Annotated in this window: 24 protein-coding genes; 17 read left to right on the top strand and 7 right to left on the bottom strand. The window is 58.7% G+C overall.

Annotated features, from left to right (window positions below; all coding sequences use genetic code 11):
* Positions 1-48 precede the first annotated feature (48 nt).
* The 8 genes from GNZ12_RS08960 to GNZ12_RS08995 all read left to right on the top strand — a co-directional run bounded on the left by GNZ12_RS08960 (position 49) and on the right by GNZ12_RS08995 (position 5650).
* The gene (locus tag GNZ12_RS08960) at positions 49-615 is read left to right on the top strand and encodes a lipid-binding SYLF domain-containing protein (RefSeq protein WP_172310002.1); all 567 of its coding nucleotides are present in this window, start codon (positions 49-51) and stop codon (positions 613-615) included.
* Positions 616-730: 115 nt separating this feature from the next.
* A complete protein-coding gene (locus GNZ12_RS08965; RefSeq protein WP_172310003.1) occupies positions 731-1027 on the top strand; it encodes a hypothetical protein in 297 nt (98 codons plus the stop codon).
* 47 nt (positions 1028-1074) lie between these two features.
* Entirely contained in the window at positions 1075-1941 is an 867-nt protein-coding gene (locus tag GNZ12_RS08970) for a DUF2092 domain-containing protein (protein ID WP_172310004.1), read from the top strand.
* Between the two features lie 10 nt (positions 1942-1951).
* A complete protein-coding gene (locus tag GNZ12_RS44225) occupies positions 1952-2239 on the top strand; it encodes a hypothetical protein (protein WP_172310005.1) in 288 nt (95 codons plus the stop codon).
* A 147-nt stretch (positions 2240-2386) separates the two neighbouring features.
* Positions 2387-2725: a hypothetical protein gene (locus GNZ12_RS44230; RefSeq protein WP_172310006.1), complete on the top strand. Its 339-nt coding sequence runs from the start codon at positions 2387-2389 to the stop codon at positions 2723-2725.
* A 497-nt stretch (positions 2726-3222) separates the two neighbouring features.
* Positions 3223-3729, top strand: a complete 507-nt coding sequence (locus GNZ12_RS08985; RefSeq protein WP_172310007.1) for a 2,4'-dihydroxyacetophenone dioxygenase family protein — start codon at positions 3223-3225, stop codon at positions 3727-3729.
* Between the two features lie 50 nt (positions 3730-3779).
* Positions 3780-4661, top strand: coding sequence for an alpha/beta fold hydrolase (locus GNZ12_RS08990; protein WP_172310008.1), 882 nt, complete (start codon positions 3780-3782; stop codon positions 4659-4661).
* Positions 4662-4723: 62 nt separating this feature from the next.
* A complete protein-coding gene (locus tag GNZ12_RS08995; RefSeq protein WP_172310009.1) occupies positions 4724-5650 on the top strand; it encodes a 3-hydroxyacyl-CoA dehydrogenase in 927 nt (308 codons plus the stop codon).
* Positions 5651-5669: 19 nt separating this feature from the next.
* On the opposite strand, the gene GNZ12_RS09000 is transcribed toward GNZ12_RS08995, so the two are convergent.
* Positions 5670-6695 (bottom strand): AraC family transcriptional regulator, encoded by a 1026-nt coding sequence (locus GNZ12_RS09000; protein WP_172310010.1) that lies wholly within the window; start codon positions 6693-6695, stop codon positions 5670-5672.
* Between the two features lie 645 nt (positions 6696-7340).
* Here GNZ12_RS09000 and GNZ12_RS09005 point away from each other — a divergent pair.
* Positions 7341-8447, top strand: a complete 1107-nt coding sequence (locus tag GNZ12_RS09005; protein WP_172310011.1) for a porin — start codon at positions 7341-7343, stop codon at positions 8445-8447.
* Between the two features lie 68 nt (positions 8448-8515).
* Here the strand turns inward: GNZ12_RS09005 and GNZ12_RS09010 are convergent, their stop codons facing one another.
* Positions 8516-9025: a DUF1269 domain-containing protein gene (locus tag GNZ12_RS09010; protein WP_074283600.1), complete on the bottom strand. Its 510-nt coding sequence runs from the start codon at positions 9023-9025 to the stop codon at positions 8516-8518.
* Between the two features lie 605 nt (positions 9026-9630).
* On the opposite strand from GNZ12_RS09010, the gene GNZ12_RS09015 reads away from it, so the two are divergent.
* On the top strand, positions 9631-9984 hold the full coding sequence (locus GNZ12_RS09015; RefSeq protein ID WP_235993652.1) for a DUF4148 domain-containing protein: 354 nt from the start codon (positions 9631-9633) through the stop codon (positions 9982-9984).
* 227 nt (positions 9985-10211) lie between these two features.
* On the opposite strand, the gene GNZ12_RS09020 is transcribed toward GNZ12_RS09015, so the two are convergent.
* The 4 genes from GNZ12_RS09020 to GNZ12_RS09035 form a co-directional block, all read right to left on the bottom strand.
* Positions 10212-10811 (bottom strand): transglycosylase SLT domain-containing protein, encoded by a 600-nt coding sequence (locus GNZ12_RS09020; RefSeq protein WP_172310012.1) that lies wholly within the window; start codon positions 10809-10811, stop codon positions 10212-10214.
* Positions 10812-12095: 1284 nt separating this feature from the next.
* Positions 12096-12395, bottom strand: coding sequence for an H-NS family nucleoid-associated regulatory protein (locus GNZ12_RS09025; protein WP_268959019.1), 300 nt, complete (start codon positions 12393-12395; stop codon positions 12096-12098).
* A gap of 815 nt (positions 12396-13210) precedes the next feature.
* Entirely contained in the window at positions 13211-13882 is a 672-nt protein-coding gene (locus tag GNZ12_RS09030; RefSeq protein WP_172310013.1) for a DUF429 domain-containing protein, read from the bottom strand.
* Between the two features lie 444 nt (positions 13883-14326).
* Complete coding sequence (locus GNZ12_RS09035) at positions 14327-14599, bottom strand: hypothetical protein (protein ID WP_062091079.1); 273 nt, start codon at positions 14597-14599, stop codon at positions 14327-14329.
* 104 nt (positions 14600-14703) lie between these two features.
* Here GNZ12_RS09035 and GNZ12_RS09040 point away from each other — a divergent pair, with 104 nt between their 5' ends.
* Positions 14704-15321 (top strand): rhomboid family intramembrane serine protease, encoded by a 618-nt coding sequence (locus GNZ12_RS09040; protein WP_172310014.1) that lies wholly within the window; start codon positions 14704-14706, stop codon positions 15319-15321.
* A gap of 396 nt (positions 15322-15717) precedes the next feature.
* Complete coding sequence (locus GNZ12_RS09045) at positions 15718-16044, top strand: H-NS family nucleoid-associated regulatory protein (RefSeq protein ID WP_172310015.1); 327 nt, start codon at positions 15718-15720, stop codon at positions 16042-16044.
* A 93-nt stretch (positions 16045-16137) separates the two neighbouring features.
* Here the strand turns inward: GNZ12_RS09045 and GNZ12_RS09050 are convergent, their stop codons facing one another.
* Positions 16138-16695 (bottom strand): Uma2 family endonuclease, encoded by a 558-nt coding sequence (locus GNZ12_RS09050; protein WP_172310016.1) that lies wholly within the window; start codon positions 16693-16695, stop codon positions 16138-16140.
* A 566-nt stretch (positions 16696-17261) separates the two neighbouring features.
* Here GNZ12_RS09050 and GNZ12_RS09055 point away from each other — a divergent pair.
* From GNZ12_RS09055 to GNZ12_RS45510, 5 genes are all read left to right on the top strand, one after another.
* Positions 17262-17471, top strand: coding sequence for a hypothetical protein (locus tag GNZ12_RS09055; protein WP_171929380.1), 210 nt, complete (start codon positions 17262-17264; stop codon positions 17469-17471).
* Positions 17472-17868: 397 nt separating this feature from the next.
* Positions 17869-18444, top strand: a complete 576-nt coding sequence (locus tag GNZ12_RS09060; RefSeq protein ID WP_172310017.1) for a phasin family protein — start codon at positions 17869-17871, stop codon at positions 18442-18444.
* A 734-nt stretch (positions 18445-19178) separates the two neighbouring features.
* Entirely contained in the window at positions 19179-19367 is a 189-nt protein-coding gene (locus GNZ12_RS09065; protein WP_172310018.1) for a hypothetical protein, read from the top strand.
* Between the two features lie 99 nt (positions 19368-19466).
* Positions 19467-19910, top strand: a complete 444-nt coding sequence (locus tag GNZ12_RS09070) for a response regulator (protein WP_172310019.1) — start codon at positions 19467-19469, stop codon at positions 19908-19910.
* A gap of 244 nt (positions 19911-20154) precedes the next feature.
* A complete protein-coding gene (locus GNZ12_RS45510; RefSeq protein WP_172310020.1) occupies positions 20155-20565 on the top strand; it encodes a DUF1488 family protein in 411 nt (136 codons plus the stop codon).
* Positions 20566-20955 lie beyond the last annotated feature (390 nt).

Consider the following 20955-nt stretch of genomic DNA (forward strand, 5'->3'; position numbering starts at 1 on the left):
GCGAACCGCGTTCACACCGTGACGTCATTGCCCTGCTGGAGCACGAACATGTTCAAGTACCTTCGGCTTATCCTTGCTGCCCCACTCCTGCTGCTCGCGGTTTCCTGTTCGACTCAACAACAGGCTGGCACGGCGCCTGGAACCGACCCGGACCTCGAAGCGAAAGCACGCACGGCACCACAGCAACTGGTTAGCACCGCGCCACGGACACAACAACTTCAGCAAATGGCAAAAGCCGTGCTCGTGTTTCCCGATATTCTCAAAGTGGGACTCATTGCCGGCGCGCAAGGCGGCAAGGGGGTGATGTTCGCCGCCGATGGAACAGTAATGGGCTACTACACCGCGCGAGCAGTCTCCTGGGGATTGCAGGCCGGCGGACAAACCTTTTCTGAAGCCATGTTCCTGATGACCGACTCAGCCATCAGCTATCTCAACACGAGCGACGGATGGTCGGTCGGCGTCGGTCCGAGCGTGGTGGTAGTGGACTCGGGGATGGGTAAATCAATGACCACCACCACCATGAAATCCGACGTCTACGCGTTCATCTACGGTCAGCAAGGATTGATGGCAGGTCTTGGCGTGCAAGGGCAAAAGATCACCAAATACACACCGTGATCTAGCGTGCGGCTCCCCTCGCGCAAGTTGAACGTTGTGCGTGAGGAGCCTTGTTTCGTAGCGCGGTCCGCTTTGAAAGGCCGCAACGTCAATGTAACGAAGCGAGGGCGTCATCATGGCCACACGTCTTAGATGGTTGGCAATTGTTGCGGTGGTGTTGTTCGGCACTGCGGCCATTGCGCAATACCCGATTCTCGACATGGTCGCAGGCAAGGTCGTTCAGAAGTACCAGGGATCGAGCTGCGAGCAGTTATGGCAGGAACGCGCGCAAAAAAATGGCCAGCCCAAGTCCGAGCGGGAACAGCAAGCCGTGCAGATGCTGCATAACGATCCACAGATGCGCGCCGCGTTCATCGATAAGGTCGCCGCGCCGATCGCGAACAAGCTGTTCGAATGCGGCATGATTCCGTGATTGCCGCTGGACGCATTCCGTCAATCGTTTGACTCGGCGAGGCTCTGATGATCCACGCGAAACTGTTAAGGCACATTGCGGTCATCGTGCTCGGCCTGGCGCTGACTGCGGGCGGCTACGCCCAACAGACGCACCTCACATCGAAAGCGGCAGCGAAGCCGGTCGCGAAGAACGTTGCACCTGCATTCAAGCCTGGCCTCGAGCCACGAGCGGTCGATATTCTCAAGCAGGCGTGTGCCCGTCTCGCTGCCGCCCACTCAATGTCCTTTACCGCCGTCGTCTCGTATGAAAGCCCCAGCCGTCTCGGCCCCCCGCTTGTCTATTCCACCCGATCGGAGGTCACGATGCAGCGGCCCGACAAGCTCAGGGTCGTCACGCTCTGCGACGGCCCGCCTTCCGATTTCTATTACGACGGTAAGACCATGACGGCCTTCGCGCCCGTGGAAAAACTCGTCGCCGTCGCCGATGCCCCGCCCACCATCGACGCAGCGCTACAGGCCGCGTTCGTTTCCGGCGCAATCTATTTTCCGTTCAGCGATGTGATCGTCGCGGATCCGTACAAAGACATCGCCGATGGTTTGACGACCGCTTTCTATATTGGTCAATCGAACGTGGTTGGCGGCACGACCACGGACATGGTGGCGTACGTCACCGGCGGCGTATTCATCCAGATATGGATCGGCGCAGAAGACAAGCTGCCGCGCCGCATTTACGCCATCTACCTTAACGATCGCGCTCGCCTGCGTCACGTACTGGAATTGTCGGACTGGAAGTTGGATATCGCTGTGCCGGCTGACGCTTTCACCGCCGCGGAGGCGAGCGGCGCGGCGCGCATTGCTTTTGCGCGTCCGGACGCCACGGATGCACCGGGCATGAAGCCGCCGCCGAAAGTCATGCATCAGAAAACCCCGTGAGGAGACGCACATGAACAACGTCGTCATCCGTCTGGTGGCTCTGCTTATTCCGGCGCTCGTCCCCGCGTATGTCGGCGCGTGGTCGCATGCGAACGCGTACGGGGGAGGCACGTATCACGCGCCCGGCTCAGGGTCGACGACCCGCACCGACTACGCAGGCGGCAGCGAAACCCACACCTACGGACAAGGCACGACCGCGACTGGCCGCTATGGCGACACGGCCACCCATCAGGCAGGCTCGGGCCAGACGACCGCGACCAATCAATACGGCGGGAGCGCGACTCACACGTACGGCTAGGGCACGTCCGCCAGTAATGGCTATGGCGGGTCCGCATATCATGCCACGGGATCCGGAACCACGACCTACACCAGCGCCTCGGGGGCGACGGCGTACCACAGCGCCTACTATGGCGCGCAATACCCCGCCTACCATCCCCCGGTCACCGTGAACAATTACGGTTCCGGATGCTACAACTGCGGAGGCTGGTCCACAGCAGGAGCCGCCGCGGCGGGCGCGGCAGTCGGCGTCGCAGCCGGCGCTGCGATCGCCTCCGCCAACACGGCGGCGGCGACTTCGAATGCATACAACGCCGGCGTGGCCGCCGGAGCGGCCGGCGCCGCCGGCAATGCGGGTTTCGCGATGGGCGCGATCTACGCAGCGCTGCCCGCAGGCTGCGTCTCACCGAACGTTCACGGCTCGACCTACTATCTGTGCGGTAATACGTGGTTTCAACCCGCGTACGGCGCCAACGGCGTCTACTACCGCGTCGTGCCTGCGCCCTGACACTGCAGGGTGCTCAGCAGCCGCCAACTCAAGCCTCCTTGCGCGTCGTCAGCCTATTGTGGGCGCACAATTAAGGCTGCACTTGATTTCTACACGGGTGCTCAGCTTTCACCGAACGCTACTTCGTGAAAACTGACCTCCGCGTCCAGGCAGCTCGTTACTTCACGCCGCCGCTTCCGCCTCGCTAATAATCCTCTGCATTATCACCATAGCTTTTGGCGCGATATTGAGGAGGATGGCAATCGAGCCAGGCGCTTACCTATGTCGCCAGCTTCACATTGACAGATAGCGCCACTTCCCTGGAGCGCTCACCGATTGGCTTTTACAGGACCGCATTTTCCTTCCGGTCCAGAGAAGAAAAACTTGGCGCGTAAAGTACAAAATTGGGCGGCACAGGTCAAGTTCAGACGGACGACTTGCGATTGAATAGGCACTGGAGATTGCGCACGGTTCACGCTGCGCACGCCCAGCCCTCAACACAATCGGAGACTCATTCCATGAACGCAGAAGCTACGCTAGCCCTCAACGATGTTTCCGCGATCGACACGGTCCATATCGCTGGAAACACCACGCCGTGGATTCCCTTCGCGCCGATCAACGACAAGATTCTACTCAAGTACTTCAAAATCAACCCCGTCACGGGCGAAGTGGTCTTGCTCATGAAGGCAGCCAAAGGCGAAGGCGCGCATATCCATCGCCATACCGGCACGGTGATGGTCTACACCCTCAGTGGTCGCTGGAAATACGACCAGCACGATTGGATCGCGCAAGCCGGCGATTTCGTGTTTGAGCCCTCGGAGTCGTCACACTCGTTCACGAATCTCTCCGACGACGACAATGGTATGGCGCTCGTGGTGTCGACCGGTGAGCTCCACTTCCTCGACGAAGACGGCAAGGTCACGTTCGTCGAGACGTGGCGGACGGCTTTGAGCCGCTATCAGGACTACTGCAAAGCCAATGAGTTGCCCGAGATCGACCTGATCGGCTGCCAGGGCGGCCGTTAAGCGACGTCCACGCACATGATCCACGCTTCTGCCTCACGGAGATCACGCCGATGACTCACCTTGCACCCTCCGCACCGCTTCCGCCCCTGGAAGAGCTGACACTGGCCTGCGGGCCGCATACCCACACAGCTCTGGCCGCGGGGCCGCGGAGCGGGGAGTGCGTTCTCCTGCTGCATGGGTGGCCGGAATTCGCCGACTGTTGGCGCGAGATTCTGGCCGCGCTCGGCGCAGCAGGCTATCGGGCAGTCGCAGTGGATCAGCGCGGCTACGCTGAGAACGCCCGGCCGAAAGACATTGCGTCCTACGCCGCCGGGCACCTCCACTCGGACGCCCTGACATTCGCCAATCAACTGGGCGCAGGACGCTTCCATCTGATTGCCCACGATTGGGGCGGACTGGTTGCGTGGGGGCTCGCCTCGACGCATGCACACCGCGTGAATTCGCTGTCCGTGCTGGCTACGCCACATCCGTTAGCGCTGCAAGCGGCGCTCCATCAAGAAGACCAATACCAGCGCCTGGATTATGTTCGTTCCTTTCGTCAACCAGGGGGTGTCCCAGAGCAACGCCTGCTGGCGGACGGAGCAGCGGCGCTGCGGGCCGCATACGCCGGACGCGTTCCAGCTTCGCTGGTGGACGAAAACGTGCGGCGTCTCAGCGAACCGGGCGCGCTTTCCGCGACGTTGAACTGGTATCGCGCGCTCCCCGACGATCTGTCTTATCCCGCAGGCCGCATTGCCGTCCCGACACTCTACGTTTGGGGATCCGAAGACCGCGCCCTGGGCCGCGAAGCCGCACTGCTCACGGGAGGCTTTGTCGACGGACCCTACCGCTTCGCAATACTCGAGGGGGCAAGTCACTGGCTCCCGGAAGAAGCGCCGGACCGGATCATCCCATTGCTGCTCGACCATCTCGCCGACTCGCCGTTGGCGTGAATCCTCGTACCGGCAAAAGATCCGGCCCATCCGATCTACGATACGCACCGTACCCGTCACTCATGCCTACTCATTCCCTAAACGACAATCAGCCGATCGCACGCGTCATGGTGGCCGGCACCGGCGTGCTGGGCGCGCAGATCGCCTTTCAGTGCGCGTTTTCCGGTATCGACGTCGTAGCCTACGACGTCGATACCGCCTGCCTCGATCGCGCGAACGCACGTTTTGATGCGCTAGGGCGCGTCTACGCTGCGGACCTCGGCGCGTCTCGCGAGCAGATCGAAGCGACGCTGGCACGCATCGAGGGCAATACCGACCTCGGTTCGGCCGTCGCCGGCACGGGCCTCGTCATCGAAGCGATCCCCGAGGATCTGGCAATCAAGCAGTCTTTCTACCGTTCGCTGTCGGCTGTAGCGCCGGCCGACACCATCTTTGCGAGCAACTCGTCAACGCTGGTGCCGAGTCAGTTCGCCATGTTCACCGACCGGCCCGAGCGCGTGCTGAGCCTGCATTTCGCGCACGAAGTGTGGAAGAACAACATTGCCGAAATCATGGGACATCCGGGCACCGACCCCGCCGTATTCGCGCACATGGTGCAGTTCGCACACCGTATTGGCATGGTGCCTCTACCGCTGCGCAAGGAGCAGCCCGGCTACCTGCTGAATACCATGCTCGTCCCGATGCTGATCGCCGCGCTGAGTCTGCTGGTCAATGAGGTCGCCGACATGCAGACGATCGACAAAGCCTGGATGATTGCAAAGGCGGATCGAATTGGCCCATTCGGCATTCTCGACGGAATCGGCATGACGACCGTCTATAACGTCACGCGAGCGCTCGCGGAACGTACGGGCGATTCGACACATCGGCGCATTGCGGAATACGTGAAAACGCATTTCATCGATACCGGGTATATCGGCGAGTCAGTGGGACGCGGCTTCTATCGATATCCTGATCCGGAATTCCTGAATCCAACGTTCGTCGCCGCGTGAAACGCAGGGCAGGCTATTGCTAATCAGCAGAGCGTCCGGGGTCAGCCTCGTGACGCATTGCTCGAAACTGCCGGGGCGTGACGCCCCGCAGTCGCTTGAACGCACGGCTAAATGCGCTTTGCTGCGAATAACCGAGCAGTTCCGAGATCTCGGCGAGACGCAGGTTCGACTGCTGCACATACTTCAGTGCGAGATCTTCACGAACTTGTTCCCGCAGTTCATCGAACGTCGTGCGGGCCTCTGAGAGGCGCCGTTGCAAGGACCGCGGGGACATTGCGAGCGCTCGCGCTATGGCGTTGAGCGAACTGTCCGTGAACGGCAAAAGCGCGCGAATCATCGTTTGCGTGCGTACCGCCCATAGGGCCTCCACCTGGGATCTTTCTCGCCGCAAATGTGCCTCGAGCACACGATGCGCGTTACGGCGAAGTTGTGTCACCGGACGCGTCACCGTACCGCGATCGAGGACAATCGCGTTTCTGTCCTGATTGAACTCGAGGGATGCGCCAAACGTGCGCCTGTGCATTGTGCAGTCCGCAGGCGCCGAATGACGGAATTGCACAACGGCCGGTTGCCAGGCAGTACCGCAGATGGCACGCAAATACTGCATACCGTTAGCAAGACCCAGTTCAACTGCCTGAACCTCTCCGGGACCGGAAGCGTTTTCAAGGTCGTAAGTCAAAACCATCCCCTGATCGTCCCGCACAGCCCGTACAGAAGACATCGATGTATGTAGTACGTAGAACTCCGCAAGCGTATCCATCGCCTCTCCGATGGTACGCGCGCCATGCATCATGACAAGGATCGGCCCCAGGACCGCCAGGCCCTGATATTCGGCGAGCCTCAGTCCAAAGTTCCGGCATTGCGTAACTTCGGCAGCTAGCGAAAGGAATCGAAGCACTTGCGCACCCCGGATCGGCACATCCGCGGAACGGAGCGCAAGCTCCGGCAGATCGGTTCCGGCCGCAACCAGCTCGGGTTGAACGCCGAGTACCTCAAGCAGAGCAGCAGCTCCGGTCAACACAACACTGGGTAGGTAGCCTTGCATTCTATATACGGATCGTCACTTGAGATGGTTCCCTGCGAGAGGGAATTTACCCGATGGTATCGCGTTGTCGAATGAAACAGTACGCGCATTTGGCGCGGGGTCTCATTCGCAACCATTTTGTCTTGCAGGGCTTGCCGCATACCGCGACGCAGGTGTTGAACGGACCGTAGAAGATGATCCGGCTAGCTGGCACGCTGTCTGACGAGATGTGGCGCACAAAGTACAAATTCCGGCGGCACGAGTCAAGTTCCCACGCGTGAATTGCGCGTAAATAGGGACCAGAGATTGTGCAACGGCAACACTGTCGAATAGACCACGATCTAATCAAGATGATCGCCTCGTCACGTGGTCGGGATCTACTGGCTGTACAAGGAGGAGCGCGGAAATTCGTTGCTGGGCGCGGGACTATTTGTCACGTGTTGGGCACCCAGTTTCGAGTTGATCTGCTAAACCTCGAGAGAAACAATCGGCAAGTGCATGGAGCATGATTAGGCATCCAAAATTTATAACGATATATATAACGCGTCGGTCTGGTCGCGTCTACGCGCAACGCTCTACTCAACGCGACAACACCGAATCACACCACCGTTCACCCCGGTATCACGCCATTCATTTACATACTATGAACTAAAGGAGACACCCTTCATGACGAAAAAGATTTCCACCATTCGTGCCATTCGAGACGCCGCCGTCGGCTGCGCCTGCACACTAGCCGTCACATTCGCCAGCGCACCCGCCGCTCATGCGCAAAGTAGCATCACCCTTTACGGCATCACCGACGCCTCGATCCTCTATACCAGCAAGACACTCAACCTCTCCACCGGCGCCAGCGAAGGACACCAGTTTTCCTTTGAATCCGCCGGCGAAAACGCGTCTCGCTTCGGCCTGCGCGGAACCGAGGATCTCGGCGGCGGACTCGCCGCCATCTTCACCCTCGAAAGCGGCATTGACATCTCCAACGGGGGATTCGGGAACTCCAACGGCGAGTTCTTTGGCCGCCAGGCTTGGGTCGGCGTCACCGGCGGCTTCGGCACCCTCACCGCCGGCCTTCAGTTTTCGCCTTTCCTGTTGTCCATCTTCGCGAACGACCCCCGGGACCTCAAGCAGTTTGGCAGCGGGCTCGTCAGCTATGTCGACAACGTCATCGTCACCGGCCTCTTCAACCCCAACTCCGTTATGTACACGTCGCCCGAGATCGCCGGCATCCAGGGCCGCGCGATGTACGCATTCGGTGGGTCTCCGGGTAACTTCCAGGCCGGACAGCAGTATTCAGCCGGGCTCACATATCACTACAGCGGCTTGCTGATCACCGCCGCGATGTATAGCGGCAACCCCGGCGGCTCCGCGGCCACCATCCCGAACCCTAGCACCATCGCCTTCTCCGGGCGCAACATCGGCGCCACCTACTACTTCGACCGCCTGACTGTCAAAGCCACTTACACGCTCTACAAGGTCGCTGGCTCCTTCGATAACCGCGTGATCTCCGGCGGCCTCGCCTACAAGCTCACACCCGCCCTCTCCCTCGACGGCGGCGCCTGGTACACTCGCGACGGCAACGACTCGAACAACCATTCGATCCTCGGCTCGCTCGGCGTCGATTACTCGCTGTCCAAGCGCACCACGCTCTATAGCCAGGTCGCCTACGTCAACAATCATGGGGGCATGAACACCGGCCTCGCAATCAACGGCGCGCTCTTTGGCGTACCGGGTTCCCAGTTCGCCGCCGACCTCGGCATTCGCCACTCGTTCTGAACGTTCCCAGACGACTGCGGTCGGGGGATACCGGCCGCAACGCGACCAGGGCGACTCATTACGCGGCGTCACGGAAACGCCGGAATCGTCGGGTCCGTTCCCTGGATGTCGGCCTCGGCGTGACGCAGCTTGATCACCTCCTCGATTTCTTCGACGCGATCTTTCGCGACGTCGACCATCATCAGCAGTTCGCCTTTTTCTATAGCCTGTTCAAAGCGCTTGAGCCGCGTATTCGGTACATCGACGCCAATCATCGTCGCCGTCCATGCACCAAAGCCGGCGCCACAGAGCGTGATTGCCACGACCGCGCCGCCTGCAATCGTCAGGCCGGCCGGCGGGAACGCCAGTGCGACCAGCCCGGCCAGCGTCCCCGTGAGGCCGCCCATCGCCACCCCTCTCGCGAGGGCGGGCAACAGATCGCTGCGTTGCGCCAGGGTTGCTTCTGGCAAATCCTCGAGCGGCACATTGTGATTGGCGATCACGTGGATATGTCGCCACTCGACCCGCAATAACAGAAGTTCGTTGATAGTCATCTGTGCACTATGCACATTCGGCAATAGCAAATAGATACGTCTCATGTCCTTCTCCCGAACGGTGGTTCACCCGTCCCGAAGCATCGGGAGGGTGTCCTTTCCATACCGCAACTCGAGTGAGGTTATTCCCGAAGGACTGGCGCGTTGGCAACCGACCGGGAATAAATCCGGCTTTGGGACGGTTTTTCAGCTTGCAGCCACGCAGTTTGTGAATGTGTGGCCAGGGATGGAGCGACCTGATGCCGTTGATCTGCACCAGCAACATGCCAGGCGACGCGGTCGCGAATGCATCATGTTTTGCCTGCACCCTTGGTAACTTTGGGAATAAGCGGCGCCCGCTCCCGGTATACCGTAGTGTGAGCCCGCCTGATGAAGACTACAGCGTTCCATCCTCTCGCATTGAAGCGAGCAGAGAAAAAATGGAACGCGGTGTCCAACGTTCTGGAGCACTGGATTCCGGTCGGTTGCGATGCATACGACGAGAATGTGTTTATGCCGTGGATCAAGGAATCCTTACAGGAGCAAACAGTGGCTTTGCTTCGAACCTGTCTCCGACAGTAAGGCCTCTACGACGCATGTGGTCCGACGGAACCCGGTTGAGTTTTCCGCGCGCGTCATGATGCCGAAGCAGCAACCTCCCGCCATTTATATTGGAGTCCAAAGTGAATAAGCGGACCATGATTTTCTCCCTGATTCTCGCCGCCACAGCGGGCATTTCGATCAACGCGCAGGCTCAAGAGAAGACCCGTGCGCAGGTGCGGCAGGAATTGATTGAAGCCGACCGCAACGGTCTGAATTTCGTGAGTAACACGTCGTACCCCGACGTTGCGCCGATCTTTGAACAGCAGGTCGCGCGGCTCAAGCAGCAAAACAGCGACAGTGGGATGGGTGTTGCAACGACAGGCACAAGCGATGCCGGCCACATCAAACGGGAGACGCCTCCCTCAGTTCCGTCGACCTGCGTCGGACCTGTCAGCTTCTGCGATATTTTTTTCGGCTCTTGAGCCACGCGCCACCGCGCTACGCTAGAAGTGGTTTCATAAACGCCCCGTGTTAACTTCTCGGGTGCCGTGTTAGCTTGCCTGGCATGGCACGACGAGAAAAACTTGCAGAAGAGCAAGGGTACGAAGCTCGTGGTTTTTTCAGATGCTCATGGTATTTCACTCGCCGTGCCACTCTGCCCCATATTTACTTCTTGAACGTCATCAGCGGATTCCAAACCAAGCCGCGACTACAAACCGAGATCCGCTTTCATTGTGCTCATGTGATCGACTACGCGTCGCGCATAGCCCCTGGCGCCCCCGCTATAGCGATATAACGCGTTCTCGAGATTTCCGTCTGCCGATCTTATGTAATTCTGAAGAATTTCTGACCCGATTCGGACATTCGTTCGCGCGTCAGTCAAATCGGACGTGCGAAGGACGCGGTCTCTGTGCTGAGATGGAAGCACTTGCATGAGTCCCTTGGCGCCGACCACACTTATCGCGAATCGGTCGAAACTAGATTCGACCGCGATCACTGCAAGTAATAAGAACGGCGAGATTGTGTAGCGCCTGGCTGCGTTCAGCACCGCGTGACTGATTTCCAATGCGTCGGGCAACCCTATATGAAAGCGGGCGCTCACAACAGTTGCGATTTCCTCTGCTGTGGGCGTGCCCTCTCGGGGCGCGTCGAAAGTGTGAGTGGGCGTTTGCCAAACCTGCGAATCAGCGCCATAACACAGTCCCGCTAGCGACCCGAAGACCACAATTGCCGCGAAGACAATACCGTGGAGGCGGTGCGCAATAGCGCGTGGCCAATCAATAAAATCTTCGCTCAGGTCCGCAAACATAGCCTATGTTCCTGAAAATTATTACCGCGTGCCAAGAGCATTCCTCAGGTAGGCACGGGGCTGCATTGACGGACACTTTCGTCGCTGACACGCTCAAATGACGGCCGCCCAAGCGTTTGGCCGGCGCAGGTATCATTCAATAGAATTTCGTCATCGGACGCGGTGTCGCTGGCGGAAAAACATTCCACGTACCGTCGATGTGCCGGAAGAACAAGAAGGAAATCCGTCGCTCCTGTCGCGACACCTCGACGCGCACGAAGCGAGTGCCGCCGATTGCCATTCGACTGAAGTCGCTCACTCGGGCAGGTGCGGCCGGCGTTGGCCTAAGCCATTTCTCCACCACAGAACGAAGCGATCGCTGCGCGAATCTCACACGCTCTGGTGCGGAATTCACTGTAATTGGACTCATTTGGCTTGCCTCCATACCGACACATAGTCCCCTTCCCCCTGGTACGCGAAATTTCCCGGGAACACTACACCGAACTCACGTACAGCAGGCCAAGGTTCGAAAATCGGACTTTCGCCAACAATCGACCCTGGTCTTTTTCGATTCACCGAATATCGATGATGATTATTACACTTTCCATTTGTACAGTTTAGACTAGTACAATACTTACCACGCGTAAAGCATTCCGGGGTTAGGACTATCCCTATGTGGCGGCGCCTTGCGAACACGAGAACCATCTGACTTTATCGTGAGCGGTGGGGACCGCACGGCCACGGCGAGCCAATCAAGCGGCAGCAAATGGGGACCTGAACAGGGGCGTTTAACCTCGACTGCGGCATGCAAGTAACGCCCTGATTCCCGGCATAGCATGCGCGCTTCGTCTCTGCCCCCTACCCGCCCTGAGCCCGCCACGCCGGTTGCCGTAATAACGTGCGAATTATCCAGGCTATGTTCGTCACTCAGTGAGCGTAGAAGTCGCGGGTCAGGTCGGCGTGCCTTGCGGGGTAGCGGTTGTATGGTTCCGCCGACGAAATGCGGTTCGAGCCGGACGCCAACCCAGGCCTTTTCACAATGATCAGAATCGAGACCTATTGTGTGTGCACACCGGTCGGCCGCGTACAACCTTGGCTTGTACTGGGAGGGGCACTGGGAGAGAAGTGCTCCCGTCGACGGCGCCCCCTACAGTACAAAGGCGGCACAGGCATACAAGCGCGGTGATTCGAACGCAAAATGCGCAGCCCGTCTTGACGCATTGCGGGCTCGCTCGAGATAAAGCACGCCAATCGCGCGCGCCGACGCAAAAAAAGCGAGCTCTGTGTGCTCGCCTGCACGGTCGCTTAAGCAGCCGCGGCTTCCGGCGCGGCCGCCACATTCGTCGTCGCGCCCACCTTTTTTGCAGCAACCAATTTCTTCGCCGGTGTCTTCTTCGCTACCGCCGTCTTTGTCGCGGGTTTCTTCGCGATGGCTTTCGGCTTGCTCGCAGCGGCAGAATCCGCAACTCCGCTAACGCCATCAATCAAAAACTTCGTGCGGTCTTTCGCACCGGCTAGCCACGTCGGAGCCCGACCACGCCCGCTCCAGGTCGCACCACTCTTCGGGTCGCGATACTTGACCGCTGCAGCGCTGCCTTTGCTCATGGTCTTAACAATGCGGTACGCTCAAGGCTTGTCCTTGCCGCGAACATTACTTGGCGGTTCCCCGGTGCTTCCACCGTTCCTCCTTCGGCGTTGGAAGAGAACTCCGAATCCAACCGCGATAAGCAAGGCTGTCATCAGGCCGGCGCTCATGCCGGTCGTGCCACGCGATTCACTCGCGCCCGAGGGAGTAGACGCGACCGTAGGTGAAGAGGCTTGTGTCTCCACGGGTTTCGGAAGCGCCACGCCGGCGGCACTCCCTTGACGCACAAGAGATGCTTCTGATGTCGGCAAGGCTTGGGACGCGGGAAGGACGATTGCTTCCGAAGTAGGTCCGACAGGGGCCATGGCAGTAGCCGAGGCCATAACCGGAGCCACTGCAGCGCGGGAATTTGTTTCGACAGACTTGGCCATCGCCGCCCACCGGGCAAATACACCATCGATGCAGTGGACGTCATTGCACGCGTTGCGCGATTGCCTCCAATGAGCAAGTTGTTCAGGTGAGAGTTTGCCACTGCTCAGCAGAGCCTGCTGCTGCGCGAAGACATCGTCGTACTCATTGTTCAGTATGGCGTGGTCGCATATGACGCGCTCAGCCGGTTGTCGCGTGGTCGCACATCGAATATCGGTCGCCCATGCCGCGGTCGAACCAAACGCTGCCATTGACAGCAACAAGACCAAATGTCGTCTCAGATACACCAGTCCTCCTGGAATGTGATTGCCGCTATTACAACTGCCGTCGCCTGTGAAGGAACTCAAGTCTGTGCCTAACGGACTCAAGGGACGCATGGCGCCGCTATTGCATCAGCCGTATTAATTCAGTCGTGGGAAAGGTCTGAACTAACTCGCCTGTCGTGAACAGCGGGAGTAGGCACCACGATGAATCCCCCCAGCTCATCGCCGTACGCTTCGACTCTTCCGTCAAGTAGATAATTTGCCGTCAACGCGCACAGCGCCGCATCAACGTCGTCGATAGACCTCAGCGTCGTTGTTTCAACTCCCTCATGTTTGAGGATTTCTCGGCGCTGAGTTCCCTTTTTCTTCGCCGATGCGACTTCCTTCCCAAGGTAGGCGCAAGTTATCGCGTGGGGAAACGTCTCGAAACACACTCGGTCACCCATTTCTTCACCATTCTTGAAAAGAGGAAAGTGTGGGGCGAATGCGTCATATACACGCTCGCCGTTGAACATCCACCCGTAGAATCCGCTTTTACTGGACATGGCCATTTCGCGAGTCGGTGTGGCAAACGAAAAGATTCTTTGTTGAGCAAGAGACTTCTCAGCTTTCCTGCCGCCCTCGCCAATTCGCCACCTACAGGGTGCGTCAATGCCCACCGCTGCTACCTCAAATTCGAAGCATTTTTCGAGCATATGCTCCGGCGCTTCTTTGCGGAGGTTGCACACTATTTGGGTACCACGCAGGATAACCAGATGATTCCCCTTCCGGTCGCCGCCAATATCGATTCCAGCAACAGCTCGTCCAGAGCTCATTGTGCAATTGCCCATTTAAATAAGCCCCGGCGGCCGCAGAGGAGGAACGCAGAATAGACTGGGGAGTTGTCGTCGTTGAACTGCACGGGAATCCTCACTCGATTATCTCAACGCTGTACCCATCGCTGCGTCCTTCCGATTTGGAGAAATCCAGGAGTGAGGATCTCGCGCTCATGCGAGTGCGAGCATACGCTGCGTCAATGCTGGCCAGCGTTCAGCAACATCCAAATCCGCCGCATCGGCGGCCCGCCGAGAATGCGTGCAAATACCGCGCGGCACCGAACGCAGGTGTAGTGCTCTTCGACTCGCGCATCTTTCACCGCGCCGACGCCGTTGAGTGTGAGGGTTTGGGGCGGAGGGTCAACTGCCGACTTCCCTTAGAGGTCAGCGCACCATTAGTGCCCACGCCATCAAAAACGAACAACGAATCGATGTCTTTCGCGGTTAGTCCCCAAACGGGTTGCCGGTGTCTTTCACTTCGGTATTGAGGTTGTATTCCGCACGCACGGCCTTGAGCACGCCCTCGATGTCGCGCTCGAAGCCGACCGCGTTGCCGAAGTGGGTCATGTTCCAGTTGCAGCCTGTCTTGTCAGCCTCTTGCAACTGCGGCCGCGGCACACGAATCTTCACGCCATCCTCGACGATTTCCTGCAGTCGATGGATTCGCCGGTTGACCTCCTGTTGAAGCTGCGAGGCATTGAGCGTCTTGCGTATCATCCAAGTCTCCTTCCGGTTGCTCAAGCCAGTCTAGCGCAAGTGACGCGTTCCGCGACCTGGCGCTGAAACGCAACCCACCCATACCACCCCCGGGAGAGTTGGACATGTCGCAACCTGGTGTTTCAACCGCCCCATCGCGAGCCGTTGGTTCTTTCGTCGACCAGCTCAAGGCACGGATTGCGCTGCTCGCCCTTTTTGTCGGTTCGATGTGGGCGGTGTTCTTTCTGTCGGTGTCGATGCCTTTCCTGCATCTGAACCGTCACGGCGTTGTTCCGCGCACGCTGGACGGTTTGCAGGGCATCCTGTTTGCGCCGTGGTTGCACGCCGGCCTGTGGCACATCACTGCCAACACGGGTGGTCTGCTGGTGCTCGGTTGGCTTACGATGTGGCCGCGCATCGCAAATTTCTGGCAGGCGACCGCCGGGGCCATCCTCGGCGCAGGATCGTGCGCATGGCTGCTGGGCGCGCCTTATTCCGTACACATCGGCGCGAGCGGCGTGGTGTTCGGATACGCAGGATATCTCGTCGCACGTGGCTTCTACACGCGTAGCATCCTCTCGATTCTCGTCGCCCTGTTCGTGGTCAGTAGCTACGGACTGAGTATGCTGGTCGGCGCGCTGCCCCTCTATCCGCACGTATCGTGGCAAAGCCATCTCGGTGGCGCGATTGGCGGCATCATCGCCGCGCGACTGTCGCGACAAACGCTACGCCTTCAAGCCTGACTTTTTATCATTTGCGGTCGATATACCGTTCTGGAAAAGCCACGCCGGGAGTGGCTCGCTGGTTCTTCAGCATCTCCGTTCGGCGCGTCGCAAACAGGTCACGCTAACACCGATGGCGACCGCCCTGTCTGGAAGCTTGGCGTCACCTATCGTACGTTCTGTCGGAAATTGAAACTGAAACGGCACGGTCTCGGCGCTCTCTATCCCCAGACTGCGAGAGACGGACGAGCCAGCCGGTTTGGCCCCTCTGGCTGCAACACTGTTTTCAGGAATCGCACATCGACGGCAGGCTTTCTCAACAGGATACTTCGCATGTCCGAACCACCTAGTGGCAGGGCGCGTCGGCGAGACGACACGAGACCGCTACGAGGCTGGAATTTCGAAGGGGAAACCGACATGGATGAGCAAAAGCGCCAAAGTATGATTGCATACCTACGCCGCAAGATGGCTAAGGTTGGCATCAAGGTGGGCGACGTCGCAGCGGCAATTGCCGAAGAAAGGACACGTCAAAAGTCGGCACGATATCGCAGTGCTTTCGGCGACACCTGGGATGGCAAGGGCGATATGCCCCAGTGGCTGAGGCAAGCCACGAGTGCTGGGCAGTCACTGGCGCATTTTGCTGTTGAGAAGTCATCAACGTCGATTAGCCGTGGACGGACGGTGATTGACTGGAGTCGGGACCCATTCGCTGGCACGCGACTGGCGACGGTTAGGTCCTCGTAAGCCCCATGTAATAGCTATCTCATGCTCGTTGCATGACTAGGTGCCGACCGACCATGATGAAATCACTGAAGGATGCGTTGGCTGGATAAGTTATCAACTTCGAACGCTGGCAATGGAAGACACGCCGGATTTCTCAAAGTACATACCGTCGAGAGATAGTGCTATCCCGAAAGTTGAAGTGGGTCGCCGACCTCTGGCGCCCCAGAATTCAACCTGTCCAAAGTGGTCCACAACGATTACCTCAGTTGCGCCGCCCTCCAGATAGCTTGTTATCCGACGGTCGATGCCCTGCACCCTGTCACTATCGAGAAGCACTTCAACGCACAGGTCGGGCACGAATGGTAGCGGGTCGTCGCGGTCGAAACCTTCCCACTTGTCGCACGGCATCCATACGACGTCCGGGACCCGGATGCCAAATGACCGGGTCGAAACGGCCACCGACATTGCTGCGAGATGACCCATGTGTTCGGTCAGGTCACAGTAGACGTCTGTGAGCACTATCTGGCGCCTGGCAGACGGGGAAGGATTCAGAACTGCCTCGCCGAGTTCGTCCAGCTCATAGCGGTAACGCTCGACAAATTCTGTATTCGGAGTGACGCGACGCCAGGCTGCGAGCAGTTCGTAACGGTCCAGAAGAGCAGGCGTGGCCATAGTCATCTCGCGAGGAAGTCACTTAAGCGTAAACCCTCCCTGGACGATTTGACAATTACTTTATTATTGTGCATCGCACAAATTTAGCTTTGGTAATCAGCACATCCGGCATACGATACTTCGCATTGACCGCATCGTCCGGCACGCTTTATCCCTATGGCGCGGGCAATCAAGGTCTAATGCTCACGTGGTTTCGCAGATTTGTTGTGCAGCGCAGCGGCAGCGTACGAAGATCGCAATTCACGGCTCTCGCCCTGATGCTTTACGATGTCAAACAAGGCATTGACCGCCAGGGTGCACCACGAGCACCATGCGCTCGCTCGCGGAACGGTTGTTAAGTCCGAACATACGGACCCTGGCGACACCAGCCTTGGTAAGCCGTAACGCTTTTTGGTGTGCAAGCCGCGAACCGTCGCTGCGAGCGCTGGCGCTATCCGTACCTGCCCCGGTGTTATGCGTCCCTCCCAGGTAACGACATCAAAAAGTACCTTCTGGCGGCCACAGGGAAGGCCGTGGGCCAGGTCCGTGCGACATGAGTCGTATCGGCTGAAGACAGGAAGTCCAACATGAAACTTGACGACGCCACTTTCCGGCAACTGCGCCGTCTCGCTCCGGTCCTCGACGACTTGCTGAACGCAGGAGAGGTAGAGCATGCGGACCAGGCTGTGCACCTTGCTGCACTGGCGCAACTCTGCTCGCACCTGTTCGACGCGTATCAGTGTCAGTACCCTGATGAGACGGCGCAGGCGCGCCTTGACGCAATCGAGTCGCAATAGCGCAAGCCGTCCTGGCTGCAAGGTCCGTTCGTTAATCGACACCGGAATCAGCAGATGTGCTGATTTTGCCCCTGAGCATCAGGCAGCCTGACTGCAACCTTTTTTGCGGCGTTGCACACACCCAAGTAAATGTTCACGTATCACCTCCAGGCAAGGCCCTAACGTTGGCCAGGGTTTTCCCTGGAGTACCGCTGTGCGTCAACACCAGTGCGGCATTCAGCGTCTCTGGCGCAGGCCGCGTATCGCCGCAACGCAGCAAACGATTGACATTCGCACACCCAGTCCTAAAATAAATTATGCTGCACTGCACCAATGTTCCTACTCTGTGGCTCGTCGTTTGTAATGCCGTTCGGCGGTGTTCCGAAGAGTTGCCACGTCCACCCTTATGGAGTTAGTGATGAGCAGTCTCGCCCCTGAACAACTTTTCGCAGCGCAGAAGGTCGTTTTCGAAACAATATCCGGACTCCTGAACAAATTTTTCGGCGGCATTGAAAAACTGGTTGAGCTGAACCTGCAAGTGGTCAAATCGACGCTCACCGAAAATCAGGAAATCACGGCCAAGGCGTTTTCGGTCAAAGACCCACAGGACTTGTTCGCTCTGCAGGCCACCTATAAGCAGTCCGTGACAGACAAAGCGCAGTCGTATGGCCGTAACGTGTACGAAATCATCTCCAGCACGCAAGGTGAATTCGCGGCGGCGGCTGAAGCGCAGTTCCAGCAGTACTATCGCGAGACGCAAGAGTTCGTCGACAGGTTCGCGAAGTACGCGCCGGCCGGAAGCGAAACCGCCGTGGCAGCATGGAAGACATTCATCACGACGGCTAGCGAAACGGCCAGCACGACGTATGAAGCTGCCAAAAACGCTACGAAGCAAACGGTTGAGATTGCCGAAAGCAATGTTAGCGCTGCGTCGTCGGCCTCGGCTAAGCGGACTCGACAGGCCGTCGTACCAGTCGCCGCCGCTGAGGAGTAACAGCGTTTTTGACGTCGGCCACCGTCGTCTAATTCTTCAAGCGGGCCCCTGCTCGCTTTTTTTTGCGCACGGCCTTCTGGAGCACGGCGGCGTCCAGCGCGCCTCGGACGCCGTCATGAAGCATTGGCCTAAGCCAGAAATTCGCAGGCATGGTTGCGCGGGTGGCCGCCGTTGCTTCATTGGGTTGCTTCCACTGTCAATCATGCGAATTGACCAGACTCCTTGTGGCCGAAACTTCGTCATGCCAAGTCCAAAGGGGCACGACCGAACCAACGGGAGCGAGGTTGAAGGAGAAGCGGATGACCACCGCAGAAAAGTCATTGCATTTGCTGGTTGAAAAATGGCTGACGCCAACTTCCGCGACACCAGTTCGGGTAACCCGATTCGGTCGCACAGCCTCCAACGGGAGACGTTATGTATGCGTTGAGGCACTGCGACCCGAAGGCCCGGTTGCACTTTTTTTCTTCCGGCACGATGACGGTACCTGGCGCGTGTTCCCGCCTGAGAGCAGGAGCTAACAATACGTGCTTACGCAAGTGCGGCGTGACGTGGTTACCCGAAAGTAGCAGCGCTGGGCACGTCAGGCGAAAATCCGAGAGCGGCGCATCTGTAGCAACCAGCCCGTCCGAGTTCACCCGCTGCATGCGACGCCCCGCTGCAGGCAGCGGCATAGCCAAGCTTGGCGAAAAGTTCAGCCCACGCCCGAAGGACTTCGGCCAGGCAATAGAGCGACAATGAAATGCATGCTGGTGGTTTCGACTGCACTTGTTGCAACCACCCGCGCGAGCTGGATGCTCAACGCCGGCCTGCTGCTGCATGAAGTATCAACGTTATCGCCGTCGATGGTGCTGTTCTCACCTGCAAGGTCCGACGAATCGGTGGTTTCGCCGAGTTGCCCCACGTTTTTTCAAGTGTTAGCGTGAAACTCGCGGCACGGAGCGGCCGCGGCGACGCAATTAGCCAGGTCTCGCGGCAAGCCAGTTCCACACGGGCCAGGATACGTTCGACCAGGAGGCAGCATCATGGTCCACCGCGTCTATGTCGACAACACCGATGACTTCGTGATGTGGCGCGCTGTCGATGCACTGGGCCCGATTGCGCATCCGCGCGTCCTGGTGGTCGATGACTACCCCGCCGGCGCAGATGCGCTGCAGCTGTTACTGGAGCAGGACGGGTTCGAAGTCCGCAGCATCGGCGACGCGTACGCGGCCTGCGCGGTCGCTGAACAGTGGCTGCCTTTCGCCGTTGTTGTCGACCTTGCCATGCCCGGCATGACTGGCTTCGAACTCGCACGCCAACTCCGGCTTGGCGCACTCACGCGCGATATGTTGCTCATTGCCTTCACCGCGCGTGCCTCCCCCGAGGACATAGTCCGCGCATTCAAGGCCGGTTTTGACGGGCATTGCGCAAAACCGCTCACGCCGGTTCAGTTACTCACCGTGCTCCGGTCCGTCACAGGCAGGTGAGGCGGAAAGCGCGACCTGGCGAATTTCGACAGCCGCGGTCGCCGTCCGCGGCCGACTCTGTGACCATCCCGCGTTTGTTTGACGATATGGCACACGTCCAGCGCCTGTCATCATTCTCTGGCTCAACGGATGTTAGCGATAATCATCCAGGCGTAGGGTCGCATGATTGATGATGAGACCTGTACCGACGCGAGTCCTTTCGGCGACAGCCCGGCGGCTGGATTAACAAAGAACCAATGCGGCCATGGACAACACTCTTACAATCGAAGCCAGCGTTTCGCCAGACGGAAAACTGGTAGTTTTCATCGCATTTCCCCGTGGACAGGCGGTGCAATGTTCGATTACCCGCGAGGTACTCGAACAGTATTTCTGGGCGCCCATCAGCGCAAGCGATGCGCGTCCTCTAAAAGCTTATATGGACGGACAAAAGCGGATTGTGGCGGCGAATCTGGCGAGCTCCAGTGTAGACGGTTGCCGACTTCCTTCCTCGTCGAAGTGCGCCTCGAGCGCTGTTGAAGCCGCGTATACCTCCCGCGCGGCACCGACGCCCCGTTCAAGGGCCAGCGCCTCATGTGATAGCGTTTTTTCCTTTGCCAAGGGGCGCGACGAAATAACTAGTCCGGAACATCGGAGCCGTCGTCATACAGGTCGCTGATGCATCCGGTATACCGAACGTCGAGCGCTGAACTCATCTTGTTCCATGACAGCCTCTTCACGTCTCGTCGTGCTGTCGCCAAGCGATGCCTGGTCAGCATGCTGTCATCGGCCAACCGCAAAGTTAAAATCCAGCTTTCTGTTGAGAGGACCGCCACACGCGTTGTTTCGCCACGGCGGTCCTCACAGGCGACAGGGCCGGAGCGTCAAAAGTCGTTTACTTTCAATGGACAGGATGAGGGGGGTTGTAAACAAGAGGCGCGCGCTTGTGATTACCCACTTCTTTCGCGAATCCTGGTAACCTGGCTTGCATCACGACGATGCGTGCGAGAAGAATGGCCGGGAAACGACAGGTAGAAGATCAGGCGTGGTTTGAGGGGGAACTTGAAGG

It is taken from the genome of Paraburkholderia solitsugae (genome assembly GCF_013177695.1).
Classification (GTDB): Bacteria; Pseudomonadota; Gammaproteobacteria; order Burkholderiales; family Burkholderiaceae; genus Paraburkholderia; species Paraburkholderia solitsugae.